The sequence below is a fragment of the Pseudomonas capeferrum genome (genome assembly GCF_013523055.1).
Classification (GTDB): Bacteria; Pseudomonadota; Gammaproteobacteria; order Pseudomonadales; family Pseudomonadaceae; genus Aquipseudomonas; species Aquipseudomonas capeferrum_A.
Genome location: NZ_JAAMQM010000012.1, coordinates 18,434 through 43,460 on the forward strand (window position 1 = coordinate 18,434; position 25,027 = coordinate 43,460).

The window sequence follows — 25,027 nt, forward strand, 5'->3', positions numbered from 1 at the left end:
CCAGCTCCCACAGGTTCGGTGTCGAGTCCAGGAACACCGCTGTACCTGGGCAGCCCCAAAGGGTTGGAGTGGCGTCCAACTTCCTGGGGCAGTCCCACCTGTGGGAGCTGGCTTGCCAGCGAAGAGGCCAGCACAGGCGACAACAATCCAACCTCTGCCGAGATACCCCATGTCCAAGGCCTTCTACACCCTCCTGCTACTCCTGCTCCTGCCCCTGGCAGCGCAGGCCAGCGAAGGTGAATTCTTCATCACAGCCAAGCCCACCGACCAGGCTCGCCTGCTCCAGAACTGGGCGGCGCAACCCGATCCGGCCCGACTCGCCCTGCTGAGCGCGCTCAAACAAGGCCGGATCGGCGCCGACGACAGCCGCAAGGTCCGCCTGAACAATCGCTTGCGCGGGCTGATCGACAACGCGCTGGCCAGTCACCAACTGCTCAGTGAAGACGTGGCGGTGCGCCTGGCTGCCGCGCAATATCTGCAGAAGAGCGCGCAACCGGCACAAGTCGCCTTCCTCGACCGGCGCCTGGCGAGCGAACCCGACAAGGGCGTCAAGGCAGCGTTGGCCCTGGCGTTGGCCAGCCTGCAACTGGGCGCCAGCGAGCCCAGGGTGCGTTTGGCGGCCGTGCGCCTGCTGGGCGAGACCGGCGACCCACAGGCCCGCACCCGCCTCGAAACGCTGCTCGAACCCGGCGTGGAGAGCGATTCCACGGTGCGCACGGCGGCCCAGACCAGCCTCGCCCAGGTCGAACGCAAGCTGCTGATCGGCGAGCTGCTGGGGCAAGCGTTCAGCGGGCTGTCGCTAGGCTCGATCCTGCTGCTCGCGGCGCTGGGGCTGGCGATCACCTTCGGTCTTCTGGGCGTGATCAACATGGCCCACGGCGAAATGCTCATGCTCGGCGCCTATGCCACCTATATGGTCCAGGTGCTGATGCAACGCCACCTGCCCGGGGCTATCGAGTTCTATCCGCTGGTCGCGCTGCCCGTGGCCTTCGCGACCAGCGGCGGGGTCGGCATGCTGCTGGAACGCACGGTCATCCGCCATCTTTACGGTCGCCCGCTGGAAACCCTGCTGGCGACCTGGGGCATCAGCCTGATCCTGATCCAGGCGATCCGCCTGCTGTTCGGCGCGCAGAATGTCGAGGTGAGCAATCCCGGCTGGTTGTCCGGTGGGCTGCAGGTGCTGCCCAACCTGGTCCTGCCCTACAACCGCCTGGTGATCATCGGCTTCGCCCTGGCGGTGGTGCTGCTCACCTGGCTGCTGCTCAACCGCACGCGGCTGGGCCTGAACGTGCGCGCGGTGACCCAGAACCGCAACATGGCGGCATGCTGCGGAGTGAGCACCGGCCGAGTGGACATGCTCGCCTTCGGCCTGGGCTCCGGTATCGCAGGGCTTGGCGGCGTGGCGCTGAGCCAGGTCGGCAATGTCGGTCCTGACCTGGGGCAGAGCTACATCATCGACTCCTTCCTGGTGGTCGTCCTCGGTGGCGTGGGTCAGCTCGCCGGGAGCCTTTGGGCCGCCTTCGGCCTGGGTATCGCCAACAAACTGCTGGAACCGCAGATCGGTGCCGTACTCGGCAAGATCCTCATCCTTGCGCTGATCATCCTGTTCATCCAGAAGCGTCCGCAAGGCCTGTTCGCCCTCAAAGGACGGGTAATCGACTGATGAACCAGCCTCTGCTTGTCACCGCCACCCGAAAAGCCGGACCACGCCTGTCGCTGGCCATCGGCACCGTCGTCATCCTGGTGCTGCTGGCCTTGCCTCTGCTGTCGCTGTTGCCTGCCGGGCACAGCCTGCAGGTCTCGGCCTATACCCTGACGCTGGTGGGCAAGATCCTTTGCTATGCCATCGTCGCCCTGGCCCTCGACCTGGTCTGGGGCTATGCCGGGCTGCTGTCGCTGGGGCACGGTCTGTTCTTCGCCCTCGGCGGGTATGCCATGGGCATGTACCTGATGCGCCAGGCCGCCGGTGAGGGTCTGCCGGCATTCATGACGTTCCTGTCCTGGACCGAGCTGCCCTGGTATTGGGTCGGCACCCAGCATTTCGCCTGGGCGCTGTGCCTGGTGGTGCTGGCACCTGGCTTGCTGGCCCTGGTATTCGGCTGGTTCGCGTTCCGCTCACGGATCAAGGGCGTGTATTTCTCGATCATGACCCAGGCCCTCACCTTTGCCGGGATGCTGTTGTTCTTCCGCAACGAGACCGGCTTCGGCGGTAACAACGGTTTCACCAGCTTCCGCACCATCCTCGGCTTCGACGTGGCCTCGCCAGGGACGCGAGCGGTGCTGTTCCTGTTGACCGTTACCTTGCTGCTGGCCAGCCTTTACCTGTGCTGGTGCCTGACCCGCAGCAAGTTCGGCAGGCTGCTGACGGCCGTGCGCGATGCCGAGAACCGCCTGATGTTCTGTGGCTACGATCCGCGCGGCTTCAAGCTGCTGGTGTGGGTATTGAGCGCCGTGCTCTGCGGTCTGGCTGGCGCGTTGTACGTGCCGCAGGTGGGGATCATCAACCCCAGCGAGATGTCACCCACCAACTCCATCGAAGCGGCTGTCTGGGTCGCGTTGGGCGGACGCGGCACGCTGATTGGCCCGCTGCTCGGCGCTGGCCTGGTCAACGGCATGAAGAGCTGGTTCACCGTAGCCTTCCCCGAGTTCTGGCTGTTCTTCCTCGGGGCACTGTTCATTCTGGTCACCCTGTACCTGCCCAAGGGCGTGGTCGGCCTGTTGAAAAAAAGGAGCCAGTCATGAGAGGCATCCCCCTGCCCGTCATCCATCCCGAGTTCATGCTCGAACCGGTGCTCGACGACCTGGGTGCCGGCCGCGAAGCCATCGGCCTGGGCCGCCCCCGTGGCAAAGGCCTGGACGCACGCCACGGGACCGTACTGAGCCTGGAAGATATCAGCGTCAGCTTCGACGGGTTCAAGGCCCTCGATGCCTTGGACCTCTACATCGCCTTGGGCGAACTGCGCTGCATCATCGGGCCCAATGGCGCTGGCAAGACCACGCTGATGGATGTGATCACCGGCAAGACCCGGCCCACGACCGGTAGCGCCTGGTTTGGCGATACCCTCGACCTCACGCGCATGAGCGAGGTGCAGATCGCCCAGGCCGGAATCGGTCGCAAGTTCCAGAAGCCCACGGTGTTCGAGGCGTTGACCGTGCATGAGAACCTGGAGCTGGCGCTCAAGACCGACAAGTCGGTCTGGGCGAGCCTGGCGGCGCGTCTGGACGACAGCCAGCGCCAGCGCATCGACGAAGTGCTGGCCACGTTACGCCTGCTGCCAATGGCCCACCGTCAGGCCGGGCTGCTGTCGCATGGGCAGAAGCAGTTCCTGGAGATCGGCATGTTGCTGGTCCAGGAGCCGCGACTGTTGCTGCTGGATGAGCCAGTGGCGGGCATGACCGACGCCGAGACCGAGTTTACCGCCGAACTGTTCAAGGGCCTGGCCGGCAAGCACTCGCTGATGGTGGTAGAGCACGACATGGGCTTCGTCGGCAGCATCGCCGACCATGTCACGGTCCTGCATCAAGGCAGCGTGCTGGCGCAAGGATCGCTGGCGCAGGTGCAGGAGGATTACCGGGTGATCGAGGTGTATCTGGGGCGCTGAGGCGCAACGGGCTACAGAATGAATGGCCAGGCCTGGTACGGCTGGCCGCAACGAGGAATGGCACATGCTTCAGGTCAGTGAACTGCACCAGTATTACGGCGGGAGTCATATCCTTCGCGGAGTCTCCCTGGAGGCCCGGATCGGCGAGGTGACGTGCCTGCTCGGGCGCAACGGGGTGGGCAAGACCACGCTGCTACGGTGCCTGATGGGCCTGGTGCCCGCTCGCGAAGGCAGCGTGCAATGGGAAGGCAGGCCCATCACCTCGTTGAAGCCGCAACAGCGGGTACACGCCGGGATCGCCTATGTGCCACAGGGTCGCGAGATCTTCGCGCGCCTGACCGTCGAGGAAAACCTGCTGATGGGGCTGTCACGCTTCCCTGCCCGCGAAGCCAGAGAGGTACCAACGTTCATCTACGAACTGTTTCCGGTGCTGGAGCAAATGAAACACCGGCGCGGCGGCGACCTGTCCGGCGGCCAGCAGCAACAGCTGGCCATCGGTCGTGCCTTGGCCAGCCGACCTCGCCTGCTGATCCTCGACGAGCCTACCGAAGGTATCCAGCCGTCGGTGATCAAGGAGATCGGCATGGTGATCCGCACGCTGGCCAGCCGAGGCGACATGGCCATCGTGCTGGTAGAGCAGTTCTATGACTTCGCCGCGGAACTGGCCGATCATTACCTGGTGATGGCACGCGGCGAAATCATCCAGAAGGGACGAGGTGAAAACATGCAGAGCGAGGGTGTACGCGGGCTGGTAACCATTTAACCTGCACCCAGTTCCCTTGCGAGAAGCAGTCATGAGCCATTCGATCCGCGACGCCCTGCCCGACGACATGCCGGGTGTCCTCGACATCTACAACGACGCCGTCCTCAACACTACCGCGATCTGGAACGAGAACCCGGTCGACCTGGCCAATCGCCAGGCCTGGTTCGAGGCACGCGCCACACAGGGCTATCCGATCCTGGTGGCGGTGGATGACAGTGGCGTGCTGGGATACGCCTCGTTCGGCGACTGGCGCCCCTTCGAGGGTTTTCGCTTTACCGTCGAGCACTCCGTGTACATCCGTAGCGATCAGCGCGGCAAGGGCCTGGGACCCGTCTTGATGACGGCGTTGATCGAGCGGGCCCGTGCCTGCGGCAAGCATGTCATGGTCGCCGCCATCGAGAGCGGAAACGCCGCCTCGATCAGGTTGCACGAGCGCCAAGGCTTCGTGACCACCGGGCAGATGCCGCAGGTGGGAGTGAAGTTTGGCCGCTGGCTCGACCTGACCTTCATGCAGTTGATGCTCGCTCCTGGAGCGCAGGCTCGGAAATGACTTCCAGCAATCACCTGGTCGGCTAGGCTCGATGCCGGTCGGTCAAGGAAAGCATTCGATTCCTAGAGGCTGACCTTGTCTCTCGGACTCTGAAATCTGTTGCGTTGCTGATGGCCTATCGCGGGGCAAGCCCGCTCGCCACCGGTGCGCAGTGCACCGCTTTAGGTGGCGAGCGGGCTTGCCCCGCGATAGGCCATCAGCAACGCAACAAGTCCCGACCCCGAGCACTGGATGCTTGCTCTTAGCTGACTGGTATTGGACTGTGCCGCGGCGGCAGTCATCTTCACATCTGGGTAAACCTGCCCAGACGCTGGCGCAGCATGCTGTTCTCGGTGCGCAACTGGTGTACTTCCTCCAGCAGCTCCAGGGCCAGCGCCACGCCTTCCCACTCCAGCTCCAGCTCCTGGTGCAGCTTGGCCGCGCGCTTGAGCACCACCGGGGCTCGGTCATCGAAGACCCAGTCTTCCGGCGTTCGCCCCGATGGTTCCAGGATGCCGTGCTCGACGATCTCGATCACGCAGTCGGCCGTGAGATCGGCCTCCTGGCAGAGGGTTCGCATGTCCAGTTGAACGATCAGGGTGCTGCTCATGATCAACTACTCCATTGTGTCCTCGGGTTGAACGCAGCCTTCTCGGAAAGCTTGGTCCAGAGTTCTCGGGTGGCGTCATCCGACTTCGTGGGCATCACCACCTTCAATTGCGCATAAAGATCGCCGCGCTCGCCCTGCTTGTTGGCCAGACCCATGCCCTTGACCCGCAGTCGCTGACCGCTCTGACTGTCCGGGCGGATGGTCAGGTTGATCTTGCCGGTCAAGGTCGGCACCGCCACCTTGGTCCCCAGGGCTGCTTCCCAAGGGGCCAGAGGCACGGTGATGATCAGGTCGTGTCCTTCGACATCGAACAGTGGATGCGGCGCCATGCGAATGGTCAGGAACAGGTCGCCATTGGGACCGCCACCGACGCCCGGCGCGCCCTGGCCCTTGAGGCGAATGCGCTCGCCGTCGCTGACGCCCGCGGGGATCTTGACGTTCAGGGTCTTGGTGCTGAAACCGGTTCGCTGGCCATGGGCATTGTGCTGAGGTACCTGGAAACTGATCTGCTTCGATTCCTTGTTAAGGGTCTCCTCAAGGAAGACCGCCAGTTCAAGTTCCACGTCCTGCCCTCGCCTGCTGGCACTTTGTTGTTGGCCGCGACCGAAGGGGCTGCCGCCACGCGCGCCGAAGATCGAGCTGAAGAAGTCGGAAAAATCGCCGTTCTCGAACCCGCCGCCTGCGCCGCGGCTTTCCCAACCGGGCGGTCCCTGGAACGGGCGGCCATGCTGGCCGTACTTGCGCAGCTCATCGTATTCGGCGCGTTTTTCGGCATTACCCAAGGCCTCGTAGGCCTCGTTGGCCTCCTTGAATTTCTCCTCGGCGTCGCGCTCTTTGCTCACATCGGGGTGATACTTGCGGGCCAGCTTGCGGTAGGCGGCCTTGATGGCCTTGTCATCCGCCGTCGGCTCCACGCCCAGTATCTTGTAGTAGTCTTTGAAGTCCATCTAAGGGCTCGCTATCGAAAATTGTGCAATGCATCTGAAGATAGGGGCCAAGCATAGCCTTTCAAGGTGCGATTGGCTTCGTCGCTGGAAGACAATCGGTCTTGCTTCTGCCGTCCACTGGCATAAACTGCGCGGCCGTTTTGCCTCCGGAAGCCTTTTCCTCATGTCTGACGTATCCTCGGCCCGTGCCTGCGGCATCGATTTTGGCACTTCCAACTCCACTGTTGGCTGGCACCGTCCCGGCGTCGAATCGCTGATCGCCCTGGAAGACGGCAAGATCACCTTGCCCTCCGTGGTCTTCTTCAACATCGAAGAGCGTCGCCCCGCCTATGGCCGCCTGGCGCTGCACGAATACCTGGAAGGCTACGAAGGGCGCCTGATGCGCTCGCTCAAGAGCCTCCTGGGTTCCAAGCTGATCAAGCACGACACCAGTGTGCTCGGCAGTGCATTGCCCTTCAAGGACCTGCTGGGCATGTTCATCGGCGAGCTGAAGAAGCGAGCCGAGAGCGATGCCGGCCGCAGCTTCGATGAAGTGGTGCTGGGTCGCCCGGTATTTTTCGTGGACGAAGACCCGGCCGCCGACCAAGAAGCCGAGGACACGCTCGCCGAGGTCGCCAAGAAGATCGGCTTCAAGGAAGTGTCCTTCCAGTACGAACCGATTGCCGCTGCGTTCGACTACGAGTCGAGCATAAGCCGCGAGGAGTTGGTGCTGATCGTCGACATCGGCGGTGGTACCTCTGACTTCTCGCTGATCCGCCTGTCGCCCGAGCGCCACCTGCTGGCCGACCGCCACGCCGATATCCTAGCCACCGGCGGTGTGCACATCGGTGGTACCGACTTCGACAAGCAGCTCAGCCTGCAGGGCGTGATGCCGCTGTTCGGCTACGGCAGCCGCATGAAGAGCGGGGCCCTGATGCCGACCAGCTACCACCTCAACCTGGCCACCTGGCATACCATCAACGCCCTGTACTCGCAGAAGTCTCAACTCGCCCTGGGCAGCATGCGCTACGACATCGAAGACACCTTGGGCATCGATCGCCTGTTCAAGCTGATCGAGCAACGCGCCGGGCACTGGCTGGCGATGGAAGTCGAAGCCAGCAAGATCGAGCTGACCGAATGCGAGAGCCGCCCCGTCGACCTGACTCGCATCGAGCCGGGCCTGACCGTGGACCTGACCCGATCCCTGTTCGAGGGTGCCATCGAAGGTCTGCTCGAGCGCGTGCGCGGTAGCGTTACAGAGCTGCTGGCCAAGGCCGGCGTCAACGAACGCCAGGTCGACACGGTCTTCTTCACGGGCGGCTCTAGTGGCATCCCTGCCCTGCGCCACAGTGTCGCCGCCATGTTGCCCACTGCCCGCCATGTGGAAGGCAACATCTTCGGCAGCATCGGCAGTGGCCTGGCGATCGAGGCACGCAAGCGCTACGGCACGTGCTGAACACCAAGGCGTCGCTGCAATGGCGACGCCTCAGACCAACTCGACGCGCCTGAGCTCGCTTTTCAGGTACGCATAGTAGATCGGCCCTGCCACCACCCCCGGCAGGCCGAACGCGGCCTCGAAGACCAGCATCGCCAACAGCAGCTCCCAGGATTTGGCACTGATCTGCCCGCCGACGATGCGCGCGTTGAGGAAGTATTCGACCTTGTGGATGACGATCAGGTAGCCCAAGGCTGCCACTGCCACCCAGATCGATAGCGACAGGCCGACGATGGTGATCAGGGTGTTGGACATCAGGTTGCCGATCACCGGGAGCAAGCCGAGCAGGAAGGTCAGGACGATCAGGGTCTTGGTCAGCGGCAGGTGCACGCCGAACAGCGGGAAGATCACCGCCAGGAAGATGCCGGTGAAAAGGGTATTGAGCAGCGAGATCTTGATCTGGGCGAAGACGATGTTGCGAAATGCCTGCACCAGCAGGCTGAGGCGTTCGAACAGGGCGCCGGCAAGCGGCTTGCGCCGGGAGATATCCGGCATGCGCTGCAAGGCGACGATGGCACCGAGGATCATGCCGATCAGCAGGGTCACGAACATGTGCGCCGCGCCCTTGCCCACCAACTGCAATTCGCCCAGATGAGTCTTGAGCCAGTCGCCGATGGCCACCTTGAACTCTGCGGCGCTGGCTGGCAGGTAGACATCGATGAAAGGGGGCAACTGGCCACGCGCCTGGTCCACCAGCACCATGAACTTGTCCAGCGAAGCGCCGGGATTCTCGGCTTCGTGCAACAGGAAACTGAATGCGCCAGCGAACAGCAGCGTCAGGGTACTGACCACGAGTGTCCCGAGCAGCGCCACCGCCAGCCAACGCGCTCGCTGTCCGGCGATGACCGGCTCGAGCCTTGGCGTGAGCATGTTGACCAGCTCGAATACCAGCAGGCCCGCCAGCAGGCTGGGTAGCAACTTGAGTGGCAGAACGAGCAACAGACCGGAAAAGACGATGATCCAGCTGGCCAAGGTGATCTGGCGGGGGGTAAAGGTCATACAGCCTCAATGGCGAACTGCGAGAAAGAACCGCAGTCTGCCAGCCTTCGCCAAGCAGGCATAGCGCCAGTAGCAACCACCTGCTTGGCCCCGAGATGGGTCACTTGCTCTTTAGGCAGTCACTCATGAATACCTTGCGCTCATCGCCCTTGAGCGCTGCCGTCGTCGCGTCGGTGTTGCAGGTTGTCATCTTCTGCTGTTGGGTTGCAGGCTTGGCCTTGAGGCAGGTCCTCATGCAGGCCTTGCGCTCGTCGCCCTTGAGCGCTGCCGCCGTCGCGTCGGTGTTGCAGGTGTCATCTTCTGCTGTTGGGTTGCAGGCTTGGCCTTGAGGCAGGTGCTCATGCAGGCCTTGCGCTCGTCGCCCTTGAGCGCTGCCGCCGTCGCGTCGGTGTTGCAGGTTGTCATCTTCTGCTGTTGGGTTGCAGGCTTGGCCTTGAGGCAGGTGCTCATGCAGGCCTTGCGCTCGTCGCCCTTGAGAAGCTTCGCTGAGGCTTGGGCGTTGCAACTACTTCATTTTCTCCTGCTGCGCAGTAGCCGCGATCACCTGTGCGCCCATTGACAGACCCACTGCAAGCAATGCCATCTGCAGCAGTTTCATGGTGTGTATCCTGATCACCGTGCCGGGTATACGACATGGGATGAGTGTAGCCAGGAATGTCTGCGGGTCCGCCCCCTGTGGGAGTGGGTTTACCCGCGAACAAGAGCGCAGCTCTTGCCATACAGAGAGGGTGGTAGAGAGGACCTCTTCGCGGGTAAACCCGCTCCCACAGGTAGGAGTGGCGTTCCGTCAGGAGCGCAAATGAACTCGGCACCAGAAATCCAGGCGATTTCCATGACTGACTGACACCAGGCTTTGCCGGAGTGCCAGACTACACGCGATGAAAGCAGGTACAGATCGGCGAGCAGTCAATCGTTTCAGAGCCCTGCTGCCTTGAGGCGCGCGGCATGCTCGGTGAATAGGCGCACCGGGTCGGCGCCCCTGCCCACGGCGCCGAACGACTGATTGACGATATCGAGATGGTCTAGAGGGTAGTCGTCCCCAATCACCTGTCCCAGGTGTGAGCTGTACCTGCCGACCATGCCGTCGCACTGACCCTTCTCTTTCACAAAGCTGCGCGCGAACAATCGGCAGAAGCGATTGCTGCCGTCGAAACGATTGCGACCGCGGTCGGTGACCCCCGGCTGCAGCGTGCCGGACCAGGAGTAATAGCGCACACCGTTCACCTCGGCCGGGCCCTCGCCTCCCCAGCGCATGGGCAACCCTTGTGGATAAGCCTGGTTGAACAGCGTCACGCCGGCACTGGTCAGCGAGTGGTGGGACGCATGCACGTCGATAGGCAGGCTTTCTCGGGGCCATCCGGTTTCCAGCCAGCCCATCAGGACCGCGAGCGCATGCAGCAACGTCCTGAGAAGGCGGCCCTGAGGTGACGCGCCGGACGCTTTGCGCTCCAGATGATCGGCCAGTTCCGAACCGTGGTTGGGTCCGGCGATGGAGGTGACCGAGGCGACCCGCTCCGGCCGCTTGGCCGCGGCATAGCGAGCGCTCAGGGCGCCCTGGCTATGCCCCAGGAGATTGACCCTTGTCGCACCGGTGCGACAGCAGATGTCCTCGATGATCAGCAGCAGTTGCTCACCGCGCACTTCGCTCGAATGCAGCGGCGAGACCTGCACGGCGTATACCTGCGCACCGCCGCGCCGCAAGGCACGCACGATGCCGAACCAGTAGGGATAGACGAGCAATCGCACGAAGCCGAGCATGCCTGGCACCAGGACCAGCGGGTATCGCGTCGCCATCGTCTGGTTCATGACCCTGTTTCCTCCTGCCCCGGATGGACGGCCCACACTACAGCGGCGCGAGCGACCACCGCAATCGAACTCCCGACGCTCGCTGCGGTTCCAACCTGATACAGACCCCTGACCAAGGAGTGGGACCATGTACAAGCAGACCCTGGCGATCCTTCTGGCAAGTGCGACCCTGGCCGCCTGCGGCAGCCGTCCGGAAAATCCGGTGGACTATGTCACCTACCGCGACGAGCCCCTGGTGAAGCAGGTCGAAAACGGCATGACCATGCAGAAAGTCATCGCCATCGGCGGCAGCCCGTCGAATGTCATCGATCTGCCCCATGGCGGAACCTGCAACGACTACATCCTCAACCGCGATGGCAGCCAACAGCCTTATTACGTGCGTTTCGACGCCACCGGCCATGTGGATGCCAAGGGCTTCAAGACCTGCAAGCAAAGACAAGAGGACAAGGAAGCCGTTTCCGGCACCTGAGTTTTCGCCTTTACCGTGACCTACCGCCCTGATCTGTTCGGAGATAAAGATGAGCAATGTTGAACTGACCGATATCCAAGTCCTTCGCGAGCGTGCCCGCCAGCATGTCGAAAAGGGCGCCGTGACCGAAGGCTATTCCGCCGACCGCGAACAGATCCTGCGCCTGCTCAATGAGTCGCTGGCCACCGAACTCGTTTGCACCTTGCGCTACAAGCGTCATTACTTCATGGCCAGCGGTATCAAGGCTGGCGTGGCAGCCGACGAATTCCTCGAGCACGCCAACCAGGAGCTCGAGCACGCCGACCGCCTGGCCGAACGCATCGTCCAGCTTGGCGGCGAACCTGACTTCAACCCTGACAACCTGAGCCGCAACTCGCATGCGCAGTATGTCGCGGGCAATACCCTGCGCGAGATGGTTCTGGAAGACCTGGTGGCAGAACGTATCGCCATCGACAGCTACCGCGAGATCATCCAGTACATCGGTGAATCCGATCCGACTACCCGTCGCATCTTCGAAGATATCCTGGCGCAGGAAGAAGAGCATGCCGATGACATGGCGGACCTGTTGAAAGGGCTTTGATGGCCGTTGTTCGACATAGCAATGCAACCTGACGGCTCCTCAGCGAAGTAGAGGAGCCGTCAGGTTGCAACCGCATGTCTGCCTGTCAGGCGCATGCGGTCTGGCTTTTTGAGGTTGTTCAGATCGAGTGCCGCGTGGCTGGCACTCGATTCATCCACGCTCCCGCCTGACCCTGCTCATCACGCCGCGATCCAGCGCAAGGTTCCTACCCGTGGAACAGCGGCCATCCTCCTGCTTCTGGCCGCTCGCCCTCTCCACTCATTCCTTGACAGCTTTAGGTGCCTTCCCAGACTTCATCCGCTGCAGCAAGGGCGCGCACTGATCCGGCACATCATCGCCCGGCGCAATCAATGCCAGCAGACCCGCCGCCGGGCCCAAGGCGGCGCCTAATGCGACCATTCCCGCGCCACGCAATGCCAATGGCACCGCCTTGACACCCGCGCGTGGCTGGCCGAAGGTCCCGCGCACATAAAGAGGCGAGCGCAGGGAGAACAGGCGCAGCCCCTTCGATTCGGGGGTGATCTCCAGATCCAGTTGCTCACTGGCGAAATTGGCCGTGCCATCGATGTAGATGATCGCGTTCTCGGTATCGAAGACGAACAGACGGGTTTTCGCCAGGCCATCCTTGATACCCACATCGGCCGCCGCGCAGTTGATCTTCACCTCTTGGTCACCGAACAGCTTGTCGACCACGTAATTGCCGACGTTCAAGCCTGCAATCTCCATCAGGCTGCGGCTGACCGCCCCGTCATTGATCAACAGGCGCAGATCGCCATTGGAGGTGCCGAGCAGCGCGCCCACGGAGTTGCCGCGACCGGTCAGGCTGGCATCGCCGTTCAGTTCGCCGAAACTGGTCTGCATGGGCGCGAAGGTCGGGAACAGTTGCTTGAGCTTGAAGCCTCGCGCAGTCAATTGCGCGCTGCCCTGCATGGGCGTGCTGCGGCCATCCAGGCGAATCCGTGAGTTCAGGTTACCGCCAGCCACGCCGAAGCGCAGAGGATCAAGGCGCAACACGCCATCCTCCAGCAGGACATGACTGGACAGGTCATTGAACGGCAGTTGCTCACTGTGCACGATCTTCTTGCCACTGAAGGTGACATCGGCATCCATGGCACGCCAGCGTTCGGTGCGGAACTCTTCGACCGGCAGGACCTTGTCGGTCGGTTGCTTGCTGGCGCCACCACGCGCCTTCTGCTCGGCGTTGGAGTCGGCACCGATCAGTGGCGCAAGGTCCTTGAACAGCAACTGATTGGAGACCAGCTTGCCACTCAACTTGGGGCGTGGCTGTCCCGAAACGAACGCCAGGTCGCCGTGGATATCGCTGTCACCGATCTTGCCGTTGAAGCCTTCATAGCGAAAACGTGGCCCTTCGGCTGCCTTCAGGTTGGCGGTCAGATGGCCATCGGTGGAGTAGGCGGGCGAGTCTGGCAGGGTCACTCCGGTCAATGGATAGAGATTGCCAAGGCTGTTGCCGGAAAGGCGCAGGCGCAGGTCCAGCGCGCCGAGGTTGCGTGGGTCGGTCAGCGTACCGGCGAGCACGACATGGGTATCGGCAATTCGTACATCAGCCTGCAACGGGAAGGGTTGGCTGGCATCCTGCAATGCCAGCAGGCCACCGATCTTTCCGGTGCCCGACACCGCCTGGCCCTTGTAGCGCCCCTGGACCTTGAGGCCAAATGCGTAATCCTGAGTGCCGCCGGCCTTGTCGGCACTGGCCTTGCCGACGATCTCACTGAACGGAATAGGCTTGCCCAGCGGGTCGATCTGGACTTTCGCATCGGCCTTGAGCATCTGGTCATCGAAGCCGACGTTGCCTTGGTCGAAACCGATCGCGCCGATGTCCAGCTCCCAGCTGGAGGGCTCGGCGTTTTCGTCCTTGGGCTCGAACTCGAAGTTCCAGTTCGCCCGACCATCGGCCAGTCGATTCAACTGGGCCGTGGGCTTGGTCAGGTCGATGCGCGGGATGACGATTCGGTGGAACAGCAGCGGCACGGGAGATAGACGGAATTCGACTCGCTCCAATCCGACCATCTGCGGATCCTTGAGCCAGTCGGGATTGCCCAGGGTCAAGTCTTCGGCAATGAAACGCGGCCATGGCACCCAACCCCGCCAACCACCCTCCTCGGGCTCGCGCCGCCACTGCACGGCCAGGTTACCGTTGATGGCAAATGGACGATGCAAGGCTTCGGAGACTTTTTCGTTGATGGTCGGCTTGACCCGGTTCCAGTCGAAGGTGGCGATCACCACCACCAGTATTGCCAGCAGCACGAGCAGGCTGGCGAGGATCCAGGTGATGATTCTGGCGGGGCGCGTCATTGCGGGGTTCTCCTGATGACTGCGTAGCAAAAAGCGGGGTGAGACGACGGCATTCTGTATGTCGGACTGATGAAAGCCCGCTGGGTTTAACTCAACAGGAAGATAGTTGGGATTTTCAGTAGCGCTTCCTTGTCATCTTGGGCGTTCGGCAACCTGAAAGCGCGACCGCCAATCCCGGCCATTCGTTATCACTCCCTCCAAAACTACCGTGATAGAGACGTCCAAGGCGTTATCAATGGTATCGATTGTTACCATTAGCCCTATGCACTTCTCTCTCTGGCCACCGGGCGTAGCATTGGCGTCGTACCCACTTGCCCGCCCTCGAAGGAGCGCCGCCATCATGAAACCGTACGTACGATTGACCCTGACCCTGTCCCTCCTCGCTGCCAATGCCCATGCCTTGCAAGCCGATGAAATGCATCTGCGCGGCGAATCGCGCTCCAGCTCGGTTACAGCTGTCTCCTCTCTGAAGACGCTGGCCGAGGGTGGCTCCGACCGCCTGATCGAGCGCAACGACCGTGTAGCCGAAGGTGGTTCCGATCGTCTGATCGAAACCGGCCGCATGGGCTGACAACCATGCCTGAAACCGAGCACCCTCAGTGTCGTGTCTGCTCCCCTCCCAAGCCCGGTCCATTGACCGGGCTTCGTTTTTTTATCTAGAGTGCGGACCCGAACTGTCATCGATACCCGATCATGTCGCCGCGCGCCGAACAGAAGCTCCAGACTCGCCAGGCCTTACTTGGCGCCGCCTGCCAACTGATGGAAAGCGGTCGCGGGTTCGGCAGCATCAGCCTGCGTGAAGTGGCCAGGGCTGCCGGGATCGTCCCCACAGGGTTCTATCGCCACTTCACGGACATGGACGCACTCGGCCTGGCCCTGGTCGATGAAGTCGATGCCACCTTTCGCCACACCATTCGCCTGGTGCGCCAGAACGAGTTCGAAATGGGCGGCATCACCGATGCCTCGGTACGGATCTTCCTGGACGTGGTCGCGGCCCATCGCGCCCAGTTCCTGTTCCTGGCCCGTGAGCAGTACGGCGGCTCGCAAGCCGTGCGACAGGCCATCGCCAGGCTCCGCGAGGACATCAGCTCGGACCTTGCCACCGACCTTGCGCGAATGCGCCGCTGGCACCATCTGGACAGTCCTGCCTTGGCGGTAATGGCCGACCTGGTGGTCAAGACCGTGTTCGCCACCCTGCCCGAGCTGATCGATCGCACCGAGCCGGATGACCGACGGGCTCTGTCACCACAGGAAAAGATTACCCAGCAACTGCGTTTCATCTTCGTCGGCGCCCGCCACTGGCAGGGGCTGGGCAACCGCGACTGATCGCTGCGTCGACCTGGCGCTTTCGCGCTCCAGCGAAGCGATAGCTGAATCCTGCTACCATGACGCACTGCCCGATTGCGACGAGCTTCTTCATGTTCGACCCAAGCCCCGCCGAGTCCGTCCTCGATACCCGTCTCGCCCGCCTGCGCCAACACTTCGCCGAATGCATCGTGCCGTTGTGGCAAGGTCCGGGCTGGAACGCCGACATGGCGTTGCCCTACGAGGCCCTGGACGAACAGCACCGACCGTTGCCCGTGCAACGCTATCGAGCGATGGCCTGCGCCCGTCAGCTGTATCTGTTCAGCAGCCGCATTGGCGAGCCGGGTGCCGCCGAACGCGCCGCCGCCCTGTTCCGCTCGCTGCGTCGGCACTTCCACGATGCCGAACATGGCGGCTGGTTCTACAGCATCGACGCGCAAGGCAAACCGCTGGACCGACGCAAGGATCTCTATACCCACGCATTCATCGTCTTCGCCTGCGCCCATTACTGGGGCAAGGTAAGCGATCCGCTGGTCGAGTCGACGCTGAATGCCGCCCTCGAGGTGATCCATGAGCGCTTCGCGCGCGGCGATGGCTTGTACGAAGCGAATCTTGGCGAGGATTGGGCGGATCTGAACAGTGGCCCTCTGCAGAACCCACTGATGCACCTGGCGGAAGCCTACCTGGCAACCCTGGCCGTGCGGGATGATGCAAAAGTGCAAGAAGCCTTGATTCGCCTCTGCGAGTCCTTGCAGACCCAATTCATCGAGCCGACCCACGGCCTGATGCTGGAAAAACCACGGGGCACCGTGGATAACTGGTTCGAACCCGGTCATCAGTTCGAATGGTACTACCTGCTTGAAACGTCGCCGTTGTTGCGCGGCAGCCCGCTGCATGCATCGATCAGCCGAGCGTTCGAATACTCCGAGCGACACGGCGTCAAGGATTGCGCCGTGCTGGCCATGCTCGACGTGGAAGGGAACGTCATCGATGCCACCCAGCGCATCTGGGCCCAGGCCGAATACCTGCGCGCCCTGGCTCTGCGAAAGCATGCCAGGCAACTGCTCCCGCTTCAGCTGGAGGCCATGCAGCAGCGCTTCATGCATCCCGCCGGCTGGTATGAGTGCCTGGACGCCAATGGCGTGGTCAGCCGACATGACATGCCGTCGACTACCCCTTACCACCTGGCTACCTGCCTCCAGGGCTTGCCAGCGGCAGAGTGATCAACCCTTCGCCGACCGATCGATCGAGAACCCTGCCCAAACCTGGCTCACCGGCATCAGCTCGAGGCTGTTGATGTTGATGTGGGCCGGCTGGTTGAGAATCCAGAAGACGGTCTCGGCAATGTCCTGGGGCTGGATCGGATCAGCTCCGGCGTAGGTGGCGTCGTAGCGTGCCTGATCGCCACCGAAGCGCACCAGGGAGAACTCGCTTTCGCACAGGCCTGGCTCGATGTTGCTGACGCGCACGCCCGTGCCGCGCAGGTCGCATCGCAGGCTCAGGGAAAACTGGCCGACAAAGGCCTTGGTGCCGCCATAGACGTTACTGCCCGGATAGGGATACTTGCCTGCGACCGAGCCGACATTGAGGATAGTGGCGCCCTTGCCGTGGGCGATCAGGCGGGGCAGCAGCAGACGAGTGCTGAACATCAGGCCCTTGATATTGGTGTCGACCATGGTCTCCCAAGCGTCGAGGTCACATTCCTGCGCGGGCTCGGTGCCTAGGGCCAGGCCGGCGTTATTGATCAGGCCACGCAATTTCTCGAACGCGGGCGGCAGTGTGGCAATGGCCGTTTCCATAGCCTTGCGATCACGCACATCGAGTACCAGGCCATGCACCTGGGTCTGCTCCGATAGCTCGGCGCACAAAGCGTCCAGTCGTTCCTGGCGGCGGCCGGTCAGCACCAGTGACCAACCGGCCTCGGCGAAGCGTCGGGCGCATGCCTCGCCAAGCCCGGACGTGGCGCCAGTGATGAATACGGTAGATGTCATGCTGATCTCCTTTGCGATGAATGCCTTGTGCAGATCATCAAAGCATGCCCGCCGCTCGCATGGTCAAGCAAGCTGTTCGCAAATATGATCAAAATATGTACAAAACTCGCAAAGCCTTGTCGCAGAAGCCTTGCGGCGGTCTATACGCATCTTATCCACAAGGCTTTCCCCACTGAATGGGGGCAACTTTGGCGACCTGGGGAACTAAATATGGCTCGAATGTTCCATGGCGGCCTATATCGTAATGGCGCAACGCCTTGATTCATAAGCTTTCCAGGGGTCTATCCAAGGCTTTCCCACAGAGTTACCCACAGGCCAGCGTCCCTAGTTCCAGCGTGTCGAAACACAGAAGTATGCCTGTCGGCAGACATGCAAGAGATTGTTGATCAAATAATGATCACATCTATGAAAGCCTTTGAACTCAAGGCCTCTAGCATTATACGACCATGTTTTCCACAGGCAGCTCCACATTATCCGTGGACAATTACCGGCCTGTGAAAGCAAGGGTTTGCAGCGGATATAGGCAGGTACCCCAATAGTCGCTGCGGCTACTTGTCCACATCAACGGTGGACCACTTCAAAGATGTGGATAAGGGCGACATGGCTTGGTCCTGAGGCCGGTCAGTCATGGGCAACGGGACAGCGTTGCGGCGAGCCCGCTCCCACAGGGGAACGCATGCATTTCAAATTTTGCGCAAGACAGTTGCTTCACATGAGCATCGGTCCCAGGAACTATGCCCTTGGACTGTCCCCAAGGGCTGGATTGGTGTCCAACTTCTTGGGGACAGTCCACCTCTGTGGGAGCGGGCTTGCCCGCGAAGGGCTGCGAAGCAGCCCAATGCAGACTGCGAGGCTTAACCAACTGCTGTTGGGCCCTCCCCGGAAGCGTTCCCGGTCAATGCCCACCCAGGTAGGCATTGCGGACCTCTTCGTTCACCAGCAGCTCTTGCCCGGTACCGGTCATGCGAATCTGACCGTTGACCATGACGTAGGCCCGGTCGGAAAGCTTCAGCGCATGGTTGGCGTTCTGTTCGACCAGGAAGATGGTCATGCCGGTCTGGGCCAGTTCACGCAGGGTGGCAAAGATCTGCTTGACCACGATCGGGGCCAGCCCAAGCGAGGGTTCGTCCAGCAGCAACAGCTTGGGCCGGCTCATCAATGCCCGAGCAATGGCGAGCATCTGCTGCTCGCCGCCCGACATGGTCATCGCCCGCTGGTTGCGTCGTTCCTTGAGCCGCGGGAACAGCTCGTACATGCGCTGCATGTCCTGATCCGCGTATTTGTCACCGATCGGGATCGTCCCCATCATCAGGTTTTCCTCGACGGTCATGTCCGGAAATACCCGCCGCCCTTCCGGCGATTGCGCAATGCCGTTGGACGCGATGTAGTGCGATGACTTGCGCGTGATATCGGTGCCGCGGTAGATGATCTGCCCACTGGCCGCCCGCGGCTGGCCAAAGATCGACATCAGCAGGGTCGACTTGCCGGCACCGTTGGCGCCGATCAGGCTGACCGTCTCGCCTTCGACAATGTGCATCGAAACTTTCTTCAGCGCCTGGATCGGGCCGTAGAACACGTCCAGGTCCCTCAATTCGAGAATGGGTGCAGTCATACCAGTTCCTCTTCGTCGGCACCCAGGTAAGCGGCGATCACCATCGGGTTGTTACGGATATCCTGTGGTGTGCCCTCGGCAATCACGTTGCCGTGGTCGAGGACGACGATATGGTCGGAAATGCTCATGACCATGCCCATATCGTGCTCGATCAGCACCACGGTGATGTCGTGCTCGTCCCGCAGGACGCGGATCATTCGGCTCAGCGCCTCGGTTTCCTGAGGGTTGAGACCGGCGGCGGGCTCATCCAGGCAGATGATCTTGGGCCGGGTGCACATGGCTCGAGCGATCTCCAGCCGACGTTGCTGGCCGTAGGAGAGTTCGCCCGCCAGGCGGTTGGCGCAGTCGACCAGATCGACCACTTCCAGCCAGTAGAAGGCGTGGTCAAGGGCGTCGCTCTCGGCCTGGCGATAGGCCTTGGTATTGAGCACGCCGGCCAGGAGGTTGCGATTGACCCACATGTGCTGGGCCACCAGCAGGTTTTCCACCACCGACATTTCCTTGAACAGGCGAATGTTCTGGAAGGTCCGCGCCAGCCCCGCGCGATTGACGAGATGAGTGCCTCCGAACATCTTGTAGTACACACGGCTGGCGAACTTCGCAGGCGAGGTGAAATCCGCCGCCCGGAAGCGCTCGCCCAACAGCTGGATGACGTTGGTCTGGCCACCGCGCACGTTCAGCTCGATGCGCCCACCGGTGGCCTTGTAGAAACCGGTCAGGCAGTTGAACACCGTGGTCTTGCCCGCGCCGTTGGGGCCGATCAGGGCGAAGATATCGTTGCGCTTGACCTTCAGGCTGACATCGCTGAGCGCCTTGATGCCACCGAACTGCATCATCAGGTTGTCGACCGAGAGAATGATTTCGTCGCTCATGGCGCCACTCCTTTACGCGGGACCACACCGCTGCGGCTGATGCGGATCAACCCGCGCGGTCGCCAGATCATCATCAATACCATGAGCACGCCGAACAGCAGGACGCGGTACTCGGAGAAACTGCGCAGCAGCTCCGGCGCCACGGTCAGCACGAAGGCCGCGATCACCACGCCCACGGTCGAACCCATGCCGCCCAGCACCACGATGGCAAGGATCAGTGCCGACTCGAAGAAGGTAAAGGACGAAGGGTTGACGAACCCTTGGTAGGTGGCGAAGAACACCCCGGCCAATCCCGCCGTGGAGGCACCGAGGGTGAACGCCGAGAGCTTGACCAGCACGTGGTTCAGGCCCATCGAGCGGCAGGCGATCTCGTCCTCGCGCAACGCTTCCCAGGCTCGCCCGACCGGCATGCGGGTCAGGCGATGCTTGATGTAGAGCACGGCCAGAACGACCAGGAACAGCACGATGTAGATGAACAGGAATTTCAGGTTGGGGTTGTAGTCGATGCCGAAGAACTCATGGAAGGGTACGCCGCCATCCTTGGCACGACGGCCGAACTCCAGACCGAAGAGGGTCGGCGATGGCGCCGGCATGCCGTTAGGCCCACCGGTGAACGACAGCCAGTTGTTGAGCACCAGGCGAATGATCTCGCCGAAGCCCAGGGTGACGATGGCCAGGTAGTCACCGTGCATGCGCAAGACCGGGAAGCCCAGGATGCATCCGGCCAGCGCCGCGGCGATCGCCGCCAGTGGCAGCACCGTCCAGAAGCCCAGGCCGAGGTACTGGTAGCCCAGCGCCAGGCCATAGGCCCCGATGGCGTAGAACGCCACATAGCCCAGGTCGAGCAGGCCCGCCAGGCCGACCACGATGTTCAGGCCCAGGCCGAGCAATACGTAGATCAGGCCGAGGATGACCACGGTCAGCAGGTACTTGTTGGCGAATATCGGAAAGACGATGGCGATGACGATCAACGCCGGGATGATCCAGCGCAGGCGCGACTTGTAGTCGGGCGCAAGCACATGAACTCCCGAGCCACCGCTGTCGAACCCCTGGAGCATGCGCTGGCCTACCCCACTCTGCAGGTACAGGCTGAGTACGAAGCGCCCGAGCATCACGCCTCCAACCAGCCAGGCGACCCGCCTCGGCTCGGCGTTGAAGCTGTAACCGTCGAGTACCACGCCGACGACGGGACCAAATACGATGAGGGCCAGAAAGCCGGCGACGAGCGTCTCCAGCAAACTGCGTTTGATATCGATACCGGAAGATTTGGCAGCGGACATGTTCACACCTTAGCCACGAGCGGGCGACCCAGCAGGCCTTGCGGACGGAAGATGAGGATCAGTACCAGCAGCGAGAAGCTGAACACGTCCTTGTAGTCGGAGTTGATCAGGCCGGAAAACAGAGACTCGGAAATACCCAGGATGATCCCGCCAAGCATGGCGCCCGGCAGCGAGCCGATGCCTCCCAGTACCGCGGCGGTGAACGCTTTGATACCGATGATGAAACCGGCGTAGAAATCGAAGGTGCCGTAGTTCATGGTGATCAGCACGCCCGCCAGCGCAGCCATCACCGCGCCGATGACGAACACGTAGGAAATCACCCGATCGGTGTTGATCCCGAGGATCGAGGCCATCTTGCGATCCTGCTGGGTGGCGCGGCACATGCGGCCCAGCTTGGTGTACTTGATCACATAGGTCAGCAGCGCCATGCCGGCGAAGGCGGCGATCAGGATGAAGATCTTGGTGTAGGTCAGCTGTACGAACCCGGTGCCGACCTCGACGCGCCAGGCGCCTTCGAGCAGGGTAGGTACGCCTTGTTGACGGGCGCCCTGGCTGATCTGGGCATAGTTCTGCAGGATCAGCGAGATGCCGATGGCGCTGATCAACGGAGCCAGGCGTGTCGAGTTGCGCAAGGGTTTGTAGGCGATGCGTTCGATGGTGAAGCCGTAGACGCCGGTGACGACGATGGTGAACAACAGGGTGCCCAGCATCAGCAGGGGGAAAGATTCGACGCCAAAGTAGGCCAGCAATGCCAGGCTGATTGCCGCGAGGTACGCGGAAATCATATACACCTCGCCATGCGCGAAGTTGATCATGCCGATGATGCCATAGACCATTGTGTAGCCGATGGCGATCAGACCATAGACCGACCCGAGGGTCAGGCCATTGATCAGTTGCTGCAGGAAAATACCATCCATAACGCAATCTCACCTGATTGAGATTGCACGGGCACCGGCCACGCCAGGCCAGGGATGAAGCGGCCGTCGCGGTACGGGACCATGCAGATCTACGAGTAAAGACAGGTACCGCAGGAACAACGGCCCAGGCGCATGCCCGGGCCGGATGCCGTTGTTATTTTTGTTTTTCCAGCTGGTGGTACTTGCCCTTGTCATCCCACTGGTAGACCACATAGTCGGAGACGGTCAGGTCGCCCTTGTCATCCCAATCCTTCTTGCCCATGACAGTGTCGACCTGGTTGGCCTTGAGCCACTTGGCGGCCTCTTCGCCCTTGTTGGACTTGGCACCGTTGAACGCGGCGGCCAAGGCCTGGAGCGACGCATAGGCGTACAGGGTGTAGCCTTCGGGCTCGGTGCCGTTCTTGCGGAACTCCTCGACCACGGCCTTGCTGTCCGGCAGCAGCCGTGGGTCGGCGCCGAAGGTCATGTACACGCCATTGGTGTACTGGGCACCGCCGGCGGTGCTGACCAATTCGTCGGTGACGATGCCATCATCGGACATGAACTTCACATCCTTCAGGCCTGCCTCGCGCAGCTGACGTACCAGCGGACCGGCTTCCGGATGCAGGCCGCCGAAGTAGACGACGTCGGCACCGGCGCCGCGAATCTTGGTGACCACGGCGCTGAAGTCCTTCTCGCCACGGGTCAGGCCCTCGTACATCACAGGCTTCACGCCGCGCTTCTCCAACTGGGCCTTGGTTGCATCCGCCAGGCCTTGGCCATAGGTGTCCTTGTCGTGGAGGACCACGACTTTCTTGCCCTTGAGTACATCGACGATATAGTCGCCCGCGACGATCCCCTGCTGGTCATCGCGACCGCACATGCGGAACATCCCCGAGAGGCCTCGCTCGGTTACCGCAGGATTGGTCGAACCTGGCGTGATGGCGATGATGCCGGCCTCGTCATAGACCTCGGAAGCGGGAATGGTATTGGAAGAGCAGAAGTGTCCCACCACGCCCGCCACCTTGTCCTGATCGACAAGTCGGTTGGCCACGGCTACCGCCTGCTTCGGTTCGCACGCGTCATCGCCAGGGACCAGGACGATCTTTTCGCCGTTGACCCCGCCCGCGGCATTGATCTTGTCGGCCGCCGCCTGGGCACCTTTCATGTATTGCTCGCCAAACGCTGCGTTGGCACCGGTCATCGGGCCCGCTACACCGATCTTGATGTCGGCCTGGACATACGAAGAAATGCCCAATGCCGAAGCCACGGCAAGAGCCAGAAAACCTTTCCTGTAAAACGTCTGCGACATGAGGTGGTGCTCCTAGAGTTTTTTTTGGTTGGCACTACAACTTCAGCCCTCTGCTCCGAGCAAGGGCCGTGCCATCGGTTTTGTCTGCACGGAAAACACCTGATCGAGCGGCAACGATTCGGCCTCAGTCCGCTACGTTACGGAGCGTGCAACCTTGCCAGCCAAGATCGGCGCCACTCGATCCATGAGAGGAGCGCAACCCTTCGGTGCCATCATTGCAACCTCGCCCGGTATCGATGTGCAACCTCCCTGTAACAACAGACGTCACCGAAGTGCACATCGAAGGTGCGCACTTGCTACAACTGGCACCATTGCAAGGCTAGCTTGTGTAGGAAATTTCGCAGCGATAGTGGGCCGAGCACTGAAAATGGTCATGCTGGAGGCAAAGGCTGGCACAATGGCTACCCTTCCCCGCGCTTGCGCTGCCTCGCGGAGCGCCGATGACCTGGAGCCTTTCAATGAGCGAGAGCGCATTCGCCGAGCGCATCGTCGACAATCTGCTCGATACCGATTTCTACAAGCTCACCATGATGCAGGCGGTGCTGCACAACTACCCGAACGTCGATGTCGAATGGGAGTTTCGCTGTCGCAATGGTGAAGACCTGCGCCCTTATCTGGCGGAGATACGCACCCGGATCGAGCAGCTCTGCGAGCTGTGCATGGACGACCAGCAACTAGACTTCCTCGAACGTATCAGCTTTCTCAAGCCCGATTTCCTGCGCTTTCTCCGCCTGTTTCGCTTCAACCTGCGCTATCTCCAGCTAGGGATCGAAAATGACCAGCTGAGTCTGCGGGTACGTGGCCCCTGGTTGCATGTGATCCTGTTCGAAGTGCCCTTGCTGGCGATCATCAGCGAAGTCCGCAACCGTCACCTCCATCCGCACACTCGTCTGGCGCAAGCCCGCGATCAGCTCTACCGTAAGTTCGACTGGCTGCGTGCCCACGCCAGCGACGACGAGCTGGCGCATCTGCAGGTGGCCGACTTCGGAACCCGCCGGCGTTTTTCCGGCAAGGTCCAGGAAGAAGTGGTGCGCGTACTGCGCGATGACTTCCCGGGGCGCTTCGTGGGTACCAGCAACGTCAACCTGGCATGGAAACTGGATCTGAAGCCTCTGGGCACAATGGCTCATGAATGGATCATGGCGCACCAGCAGCTGGGGCCACGGTTGATCGACAGTCAGATCGCCGCATTGGACTGTTGGGTGCGCGAGTATCGCGGCCTGCTCGGTATCGCCCTGACCGACTGCATCACGATGGATGCCTTCCTGGGCGATTTCGATCTGTATTTCGCCAAGCTGTTCGACGGCCTGCGCCATGATTCGGGCGAGCCGGTGCAATGGGCGGAAAAGGCCATCGCGCATTATCGCAAGCTGGGTATCGATCCGATGACCAAGACGCTGGTGTTTTCCGATGGTCTCGACCTGCCCCGATCGCTGGAAATCTTCCGCGCCTTGCACGGTCGCATCAATGTGAGCTTCGGCATCGGCACCAACCTGACGTGTGATATCCCAGGTGTGGCGCCCATGAGCATCGTGCTTAAAATGACCGACTGCAACGGGTCGCCGGTCGCCAAGATCTCCGACGAAGCCGCCAAGACCCAGTGCCGCGACCCCAACTTCGTCGCTTATCTGCGTCATGTATTCAACGTCCCCCACAAGGAGTAA

General features: G+C 61.8%; 22 protein-coding genes and 3 pseudogenes. 12 read left to right on the forward strand and 13 right to left on the reverse strand.

The annotated features are described in order from the left end of the window. Positions 1 to 169 precede the first annotated feature (169 nt). The 5 genes from urtB to G7009_RS14645 all read left to right on the forward strand — a co-directional run bounded on the left by urtB (position 170) and on the right by G7009_RS14645 (position 4,915). The gene (gene urtB, locus G7009_RS14625) at positions 170 to 1,663 is read left to right on the forward strand and encodes an urea ABC transporter permease subunit UrtB (protein ID WP_181130794.1); all 1,494 of its coding nucleotides are present in this window, start codon (positions 170 to 172) and stop codon (positions 1,661 to 1,663) included. After that, a complete protein-coding gene (gene urtC, locus G7009_RS14630; protein WP_181130795.1) occupies positions 1,663 to 2,742 on the forward strand; it encodes an urea ABC transporter permease subunit UrtC in 1,080 nt (359 codons plus the stop codon). Before urtB ends, urtC begins: the two co-directional genes overlap by 1 nt. Further along, positions 2,739 to 3,602, forward strand: a complete 864-nt coding sequence (gene urtD / locus G7009_RS14635) for an urea ABC transporter ATP-binding protein UrtD (RefSeq protein ID WP_181130796.1) — start codon at positions 2,739 to 2,741, stop codon at positions 3,600 to 3,602. Before urtC ends, urtD begins: the two co-directional genes overlap by 4 nt. Positions 3,603 to 3,666: 64 nt before the next feature. Further along, the gene (gene urtE / locus G7009_RS14640; protein WP_181130797.1) at positions 3,667 to 4,365 is read left to right on the forward strand and encodes an urea ABC transporter ATP-binding subunit UrtE; all 699 of its coding nucleotides are present in this window, start codon (positions 3,667 to 3,669) and stop codon (positions 4,363 to 4,365) included. A 31-nt stretch (positions 4,366 to 4,396) separates the two neighbouring features. Then, positions 4,397 to 4,915, forward strand: coding sequence for a GNAT family N-acetyltransferase (locus tag G7009_RS14645; RefSeq protein WP_181130798.1), 519 nt, complete (start codon positions 4,397 to 4,399; stop codon positions 4,913 to 4,915). A gap of 283 nt (positions 4,916 to 5,198) precedes the next feature. Here G7009_RS14645 and G7009_RS14650 read toward each other — a convergent pair whose 3' ends face one another. Beyond that, positions 5,199 to 5,504 carry a chaperone modulator CbpM gene (locus G7009_RS14650; RefSeq protein ID WP_181130799.1) on the reverse strand — a complete coding sequence of 102 codons (306 nt, stop codon included), beginning with the start codon at positions 5,502 to 5,504 and terminating at the stop codon, positions 5,199 to 5,201. A gap of 2 nt (positions 5,505 to 5,506) precedes the next feature. Next, positions 5,507 to 6,451 (reverse strand): curved DNA-binding protein, encoded by a 945-nt coding sequence (gene cbpA / locus G7009_RS14655; RefSeq protein ID WP_181130800.1) that lies wholly within the window; start codon positions 6,449 to 6,451, stop codon positions 5,507 to 5,509. A gap of 163 nt (positions 6,452 to 6,614) precedes the next feature. Here cbpA and G7009_RS14660 point away from each other — a divergent pair, with 163 nt between their 5' ends. After that, positions 6,615 to 7,886 carry an Hsp70 family protein gene (locus G7009_RS14660; protein WP_181130801.1) on the forward strand — a complete coding sequence of 424 codons (1,272 nt, stop codon included), beginning with the start codon at positions 6,615 to 6,617 and terminating at the stop codon, positions 7,884 to 7,886. Positions 7,887 to 7,916: 30 nt separating this feature from the next. Here G7009_RS14660 and G7009_RS14665 read toward each other — a convergent pair whose 3' ends face one another. From G7009_RS14665 to G7009_RS14680, 4 genes and pseudogenes are all read right to left on the reverse strand, one after another. Beyond that, entirely contained in the window at positions 7,917 to 8,924 is a 1,008-nt protein-coding gene (locus G7009_RS14665; protein ID WP_181130802.1) for an AI-2E family transporter, read from the reverse strand. 100 nt (positions 8,925 to 9,024) lie between these two features. Then, positions 9,025 to 9,216, reverse strand: a pseudogene (locus G7009_RS14670) (PsiF family protein); the annotation flags it as partial. Positions 9,217 to 9,242: 26 nt separating this feature from the next. After that, positions 9,243 to 9,522: pseudogene (locus G7009_RS28240) on the reverse strand (PsiF family protein); the annotation flags it as partial. A gap of 317 nt (positions 9,523 to 9,839) precedes the next feature. Further along, positions 9,840 to 10,730 carry an esterase/lipase family protein gene (locus G7009_RS14680; RefSeq protein ID WP_181130803.1) on the reverse strand — a complete coding sequence of 297 codons (891 nt, stop codon included), beginning with the start codon at positions 10,728 to 10,730 and terminating at the stop codon, positions 9,840 to 9,842. 127 nt (positions 10,731 to 10,857) lie between these two features. Between G7009_RS14680 and osmE the strand changes: the two genes are divergently transcribed. Beyond that, on the forward strand, positions 10,858 to 11,199 hold the full coding sequence (gene osmE / locus G7009_RS14685; protein ID WP_181130804.1) for an osmotically-inducible lipoprotein OsmE: 342 nt from the start codon (positions 10,858 to 10,860) through the stop codon (positions 11,197 to 11,199). A 49-nt stretch (positions 11,200 to 11,248) separates the two neighbouring features. Further along, on the forward strand, positions 11,249 to 11,779 hold the full coding sequence (locus tag G7009_RS14690; RefSeq protein ID WP_181130805.1) for a ferritin-like domain-containing protein: 531 nt from the start codon (positions 11,249 to 11,251) through the stop codon (positions 11,777 to 11,779). Positions 11,780 to 12,037: 258 nt separating this feature from the next. Here the strand turns inward: G7009_RS14690 and G7009_RS14695 are convergent, their stop codons facing one another. Beyond that, positions 12,038 to 14,095 carry an AsmA family protein gene (locus G7009_RS14695; RefSeq protein ID WP_181130806.1) on the reverse strand — a complete coding sequence of 686 codons (2,058 nt, stop codon included), beginning with the start codon at positions 14,093 to 14,095 and terminating at the stop codon, positions 12,038 to 12,040. Positions 14,096 to 14,435: 340 nt separating this feature from the next. On the opposite strand from G7009_RS14695, the pseudogene G7009_RS14700 reads away from it, so the two are divergent. The 3 genes and pseudogenes from G7009_RS14700 to G7009_RS14710 form a co-directional block, all read left to right on the forward strand. Continuing rightward, positions 14,436 to 14,660 (forward strand): annotated as a pseudogene (locus tag G7009_RS14700) (hypothetical protein); the annotation flags it as partial. A 128-nt stretch (positions 14,661 to 14,788) separates the two neighbouring features. Next, the gene (fabR, locus tag G7009_RS14705; RefSeq protein WP_181130807.1) at positions 14,789 to 15,421 is read left to right on the forward strand and encodes an HTH-type transcriptional repressor FabR; all 633 of its coding nucleotides are present in this window, start codon (positions 14,789 to 14,791) and stop codon (positions 15,419 to 15,421) included. A gap of 92 nt (positions 15,422 to 15,513) precedes the next feature. Beyond that, a complete protein-coding gene (locus tag G7009_RS14710; protein ID WP_258197947.1) occupies positions 15,514 to 16,623 on the forward strand; it encodes an AGE family epimerase/isomerase in 1,110 nt (369 codons plus the stop codon). Here the strand turns inward: G7009_RS14710 and G7009_RS14715 are convergent, their stop codons facing one another. The 6 genes from G7009_RS14715 to G7009_RS14740 form a co-directional block, all read right to left on the reverse strand. Continuing rightward, positions 16,624 to 17,391 carry an SDR family oxidoreductase gene (locus tag G7009_RS14715; protein WP_181130809.1) on the reverse strand — a complete coding sequence of 256 codons (768 nt, stop codon included), beginning with the start codon at positions 17,389 to 17,391 and terminating at the stop codon, positions 16,624 to 16,626. Between the two features lie 895 nt (positions 17,392 to 18,286). After that, positions 18,287 to 19,003 (reverse strand): ABC transporter ATP-binding protein, encoded by a 717-nt coding sequence (locus G7009_RS14720; protein ID WP_181130810.1) that lies wholly within the window; start codon positions 19,001 to 19,003, stop codon positions 18,287 to 18,289. Beyond that, positions 19,000 to 19,875, reverse strand: coding sequence for an ATP-binding cassette domain-containing protein (locus tag G7009_RS14725; protein ID WP_181130811.1), 876 nt, complete (start codon positions 19,873 to 19,875; stop codon positions 19,000 to 19,002). The genes G7009_RS14720 and G7009_RS14725 overlap by 4 nt, the downstream gene beginning before the upstream one ends. Further along, positions 19,872 to 21,155 (reverse strand): high-affinity branched-chain amino acid ABC transporter permease LivM, encoded by a 1,284-nt coding sequence (livM, locus tag G7009_RS14730; RefSeq protein ID WP_181130812.1) that lies wholly within the window; start codon positions 21,153 to 21,155, stop codon positions 19,872 to 19,874. Before livM ends, G7009_RS14725 begins: the two co-directional genes overlap by 4 nt. A 2-nt stretch (positions 21,156 to 21,157) precedes the next feature. Further along, positions 21,158 to 22,072: an ABC transporter permease subunit gene (locus tag G7009_RS14735; RefSeq protein WP_181130813.1), complete on the reverse strand. Its 915-nt coding sequence runs from the start codon at positions 22,070 to 22,072 to the stop codon at positions 21,158 to 21,160. Positions 22,073 to 22,226: 154 nt separating this feature from the next. Beyond that, the gene (locus G7009_RS14740; protein ID WP_181130814.1) at positions 22,227 to 23,363 is read right to left on the reverse strand and encodes a branched-chain amino acid ABC transporter substrate-binding protein; all 1,137 of its coding nucleotides are present in this window, start codon (positions 23,361 to 23,363) and stop codon (positions 22,227 to 22,229) included. A 458-nt stretch (positions 23,364 to 23,821) separates the two neighbouring features. Between G7009_RS14740 and pncB the strand changes: the two genes are divergently transcribed. Continuing rightward, on the forward strand, positions 23,822 to 25,027 hold the full coding sequence (pncB, locus tag G7009_RS14745) for a nicotinate phosphoribosyltransferase (protein ID WP_181130815.1): 1,206 nt from the start codon (positions 23,822 to 23,824) through the stop codon (positions 25,025 to 25,027).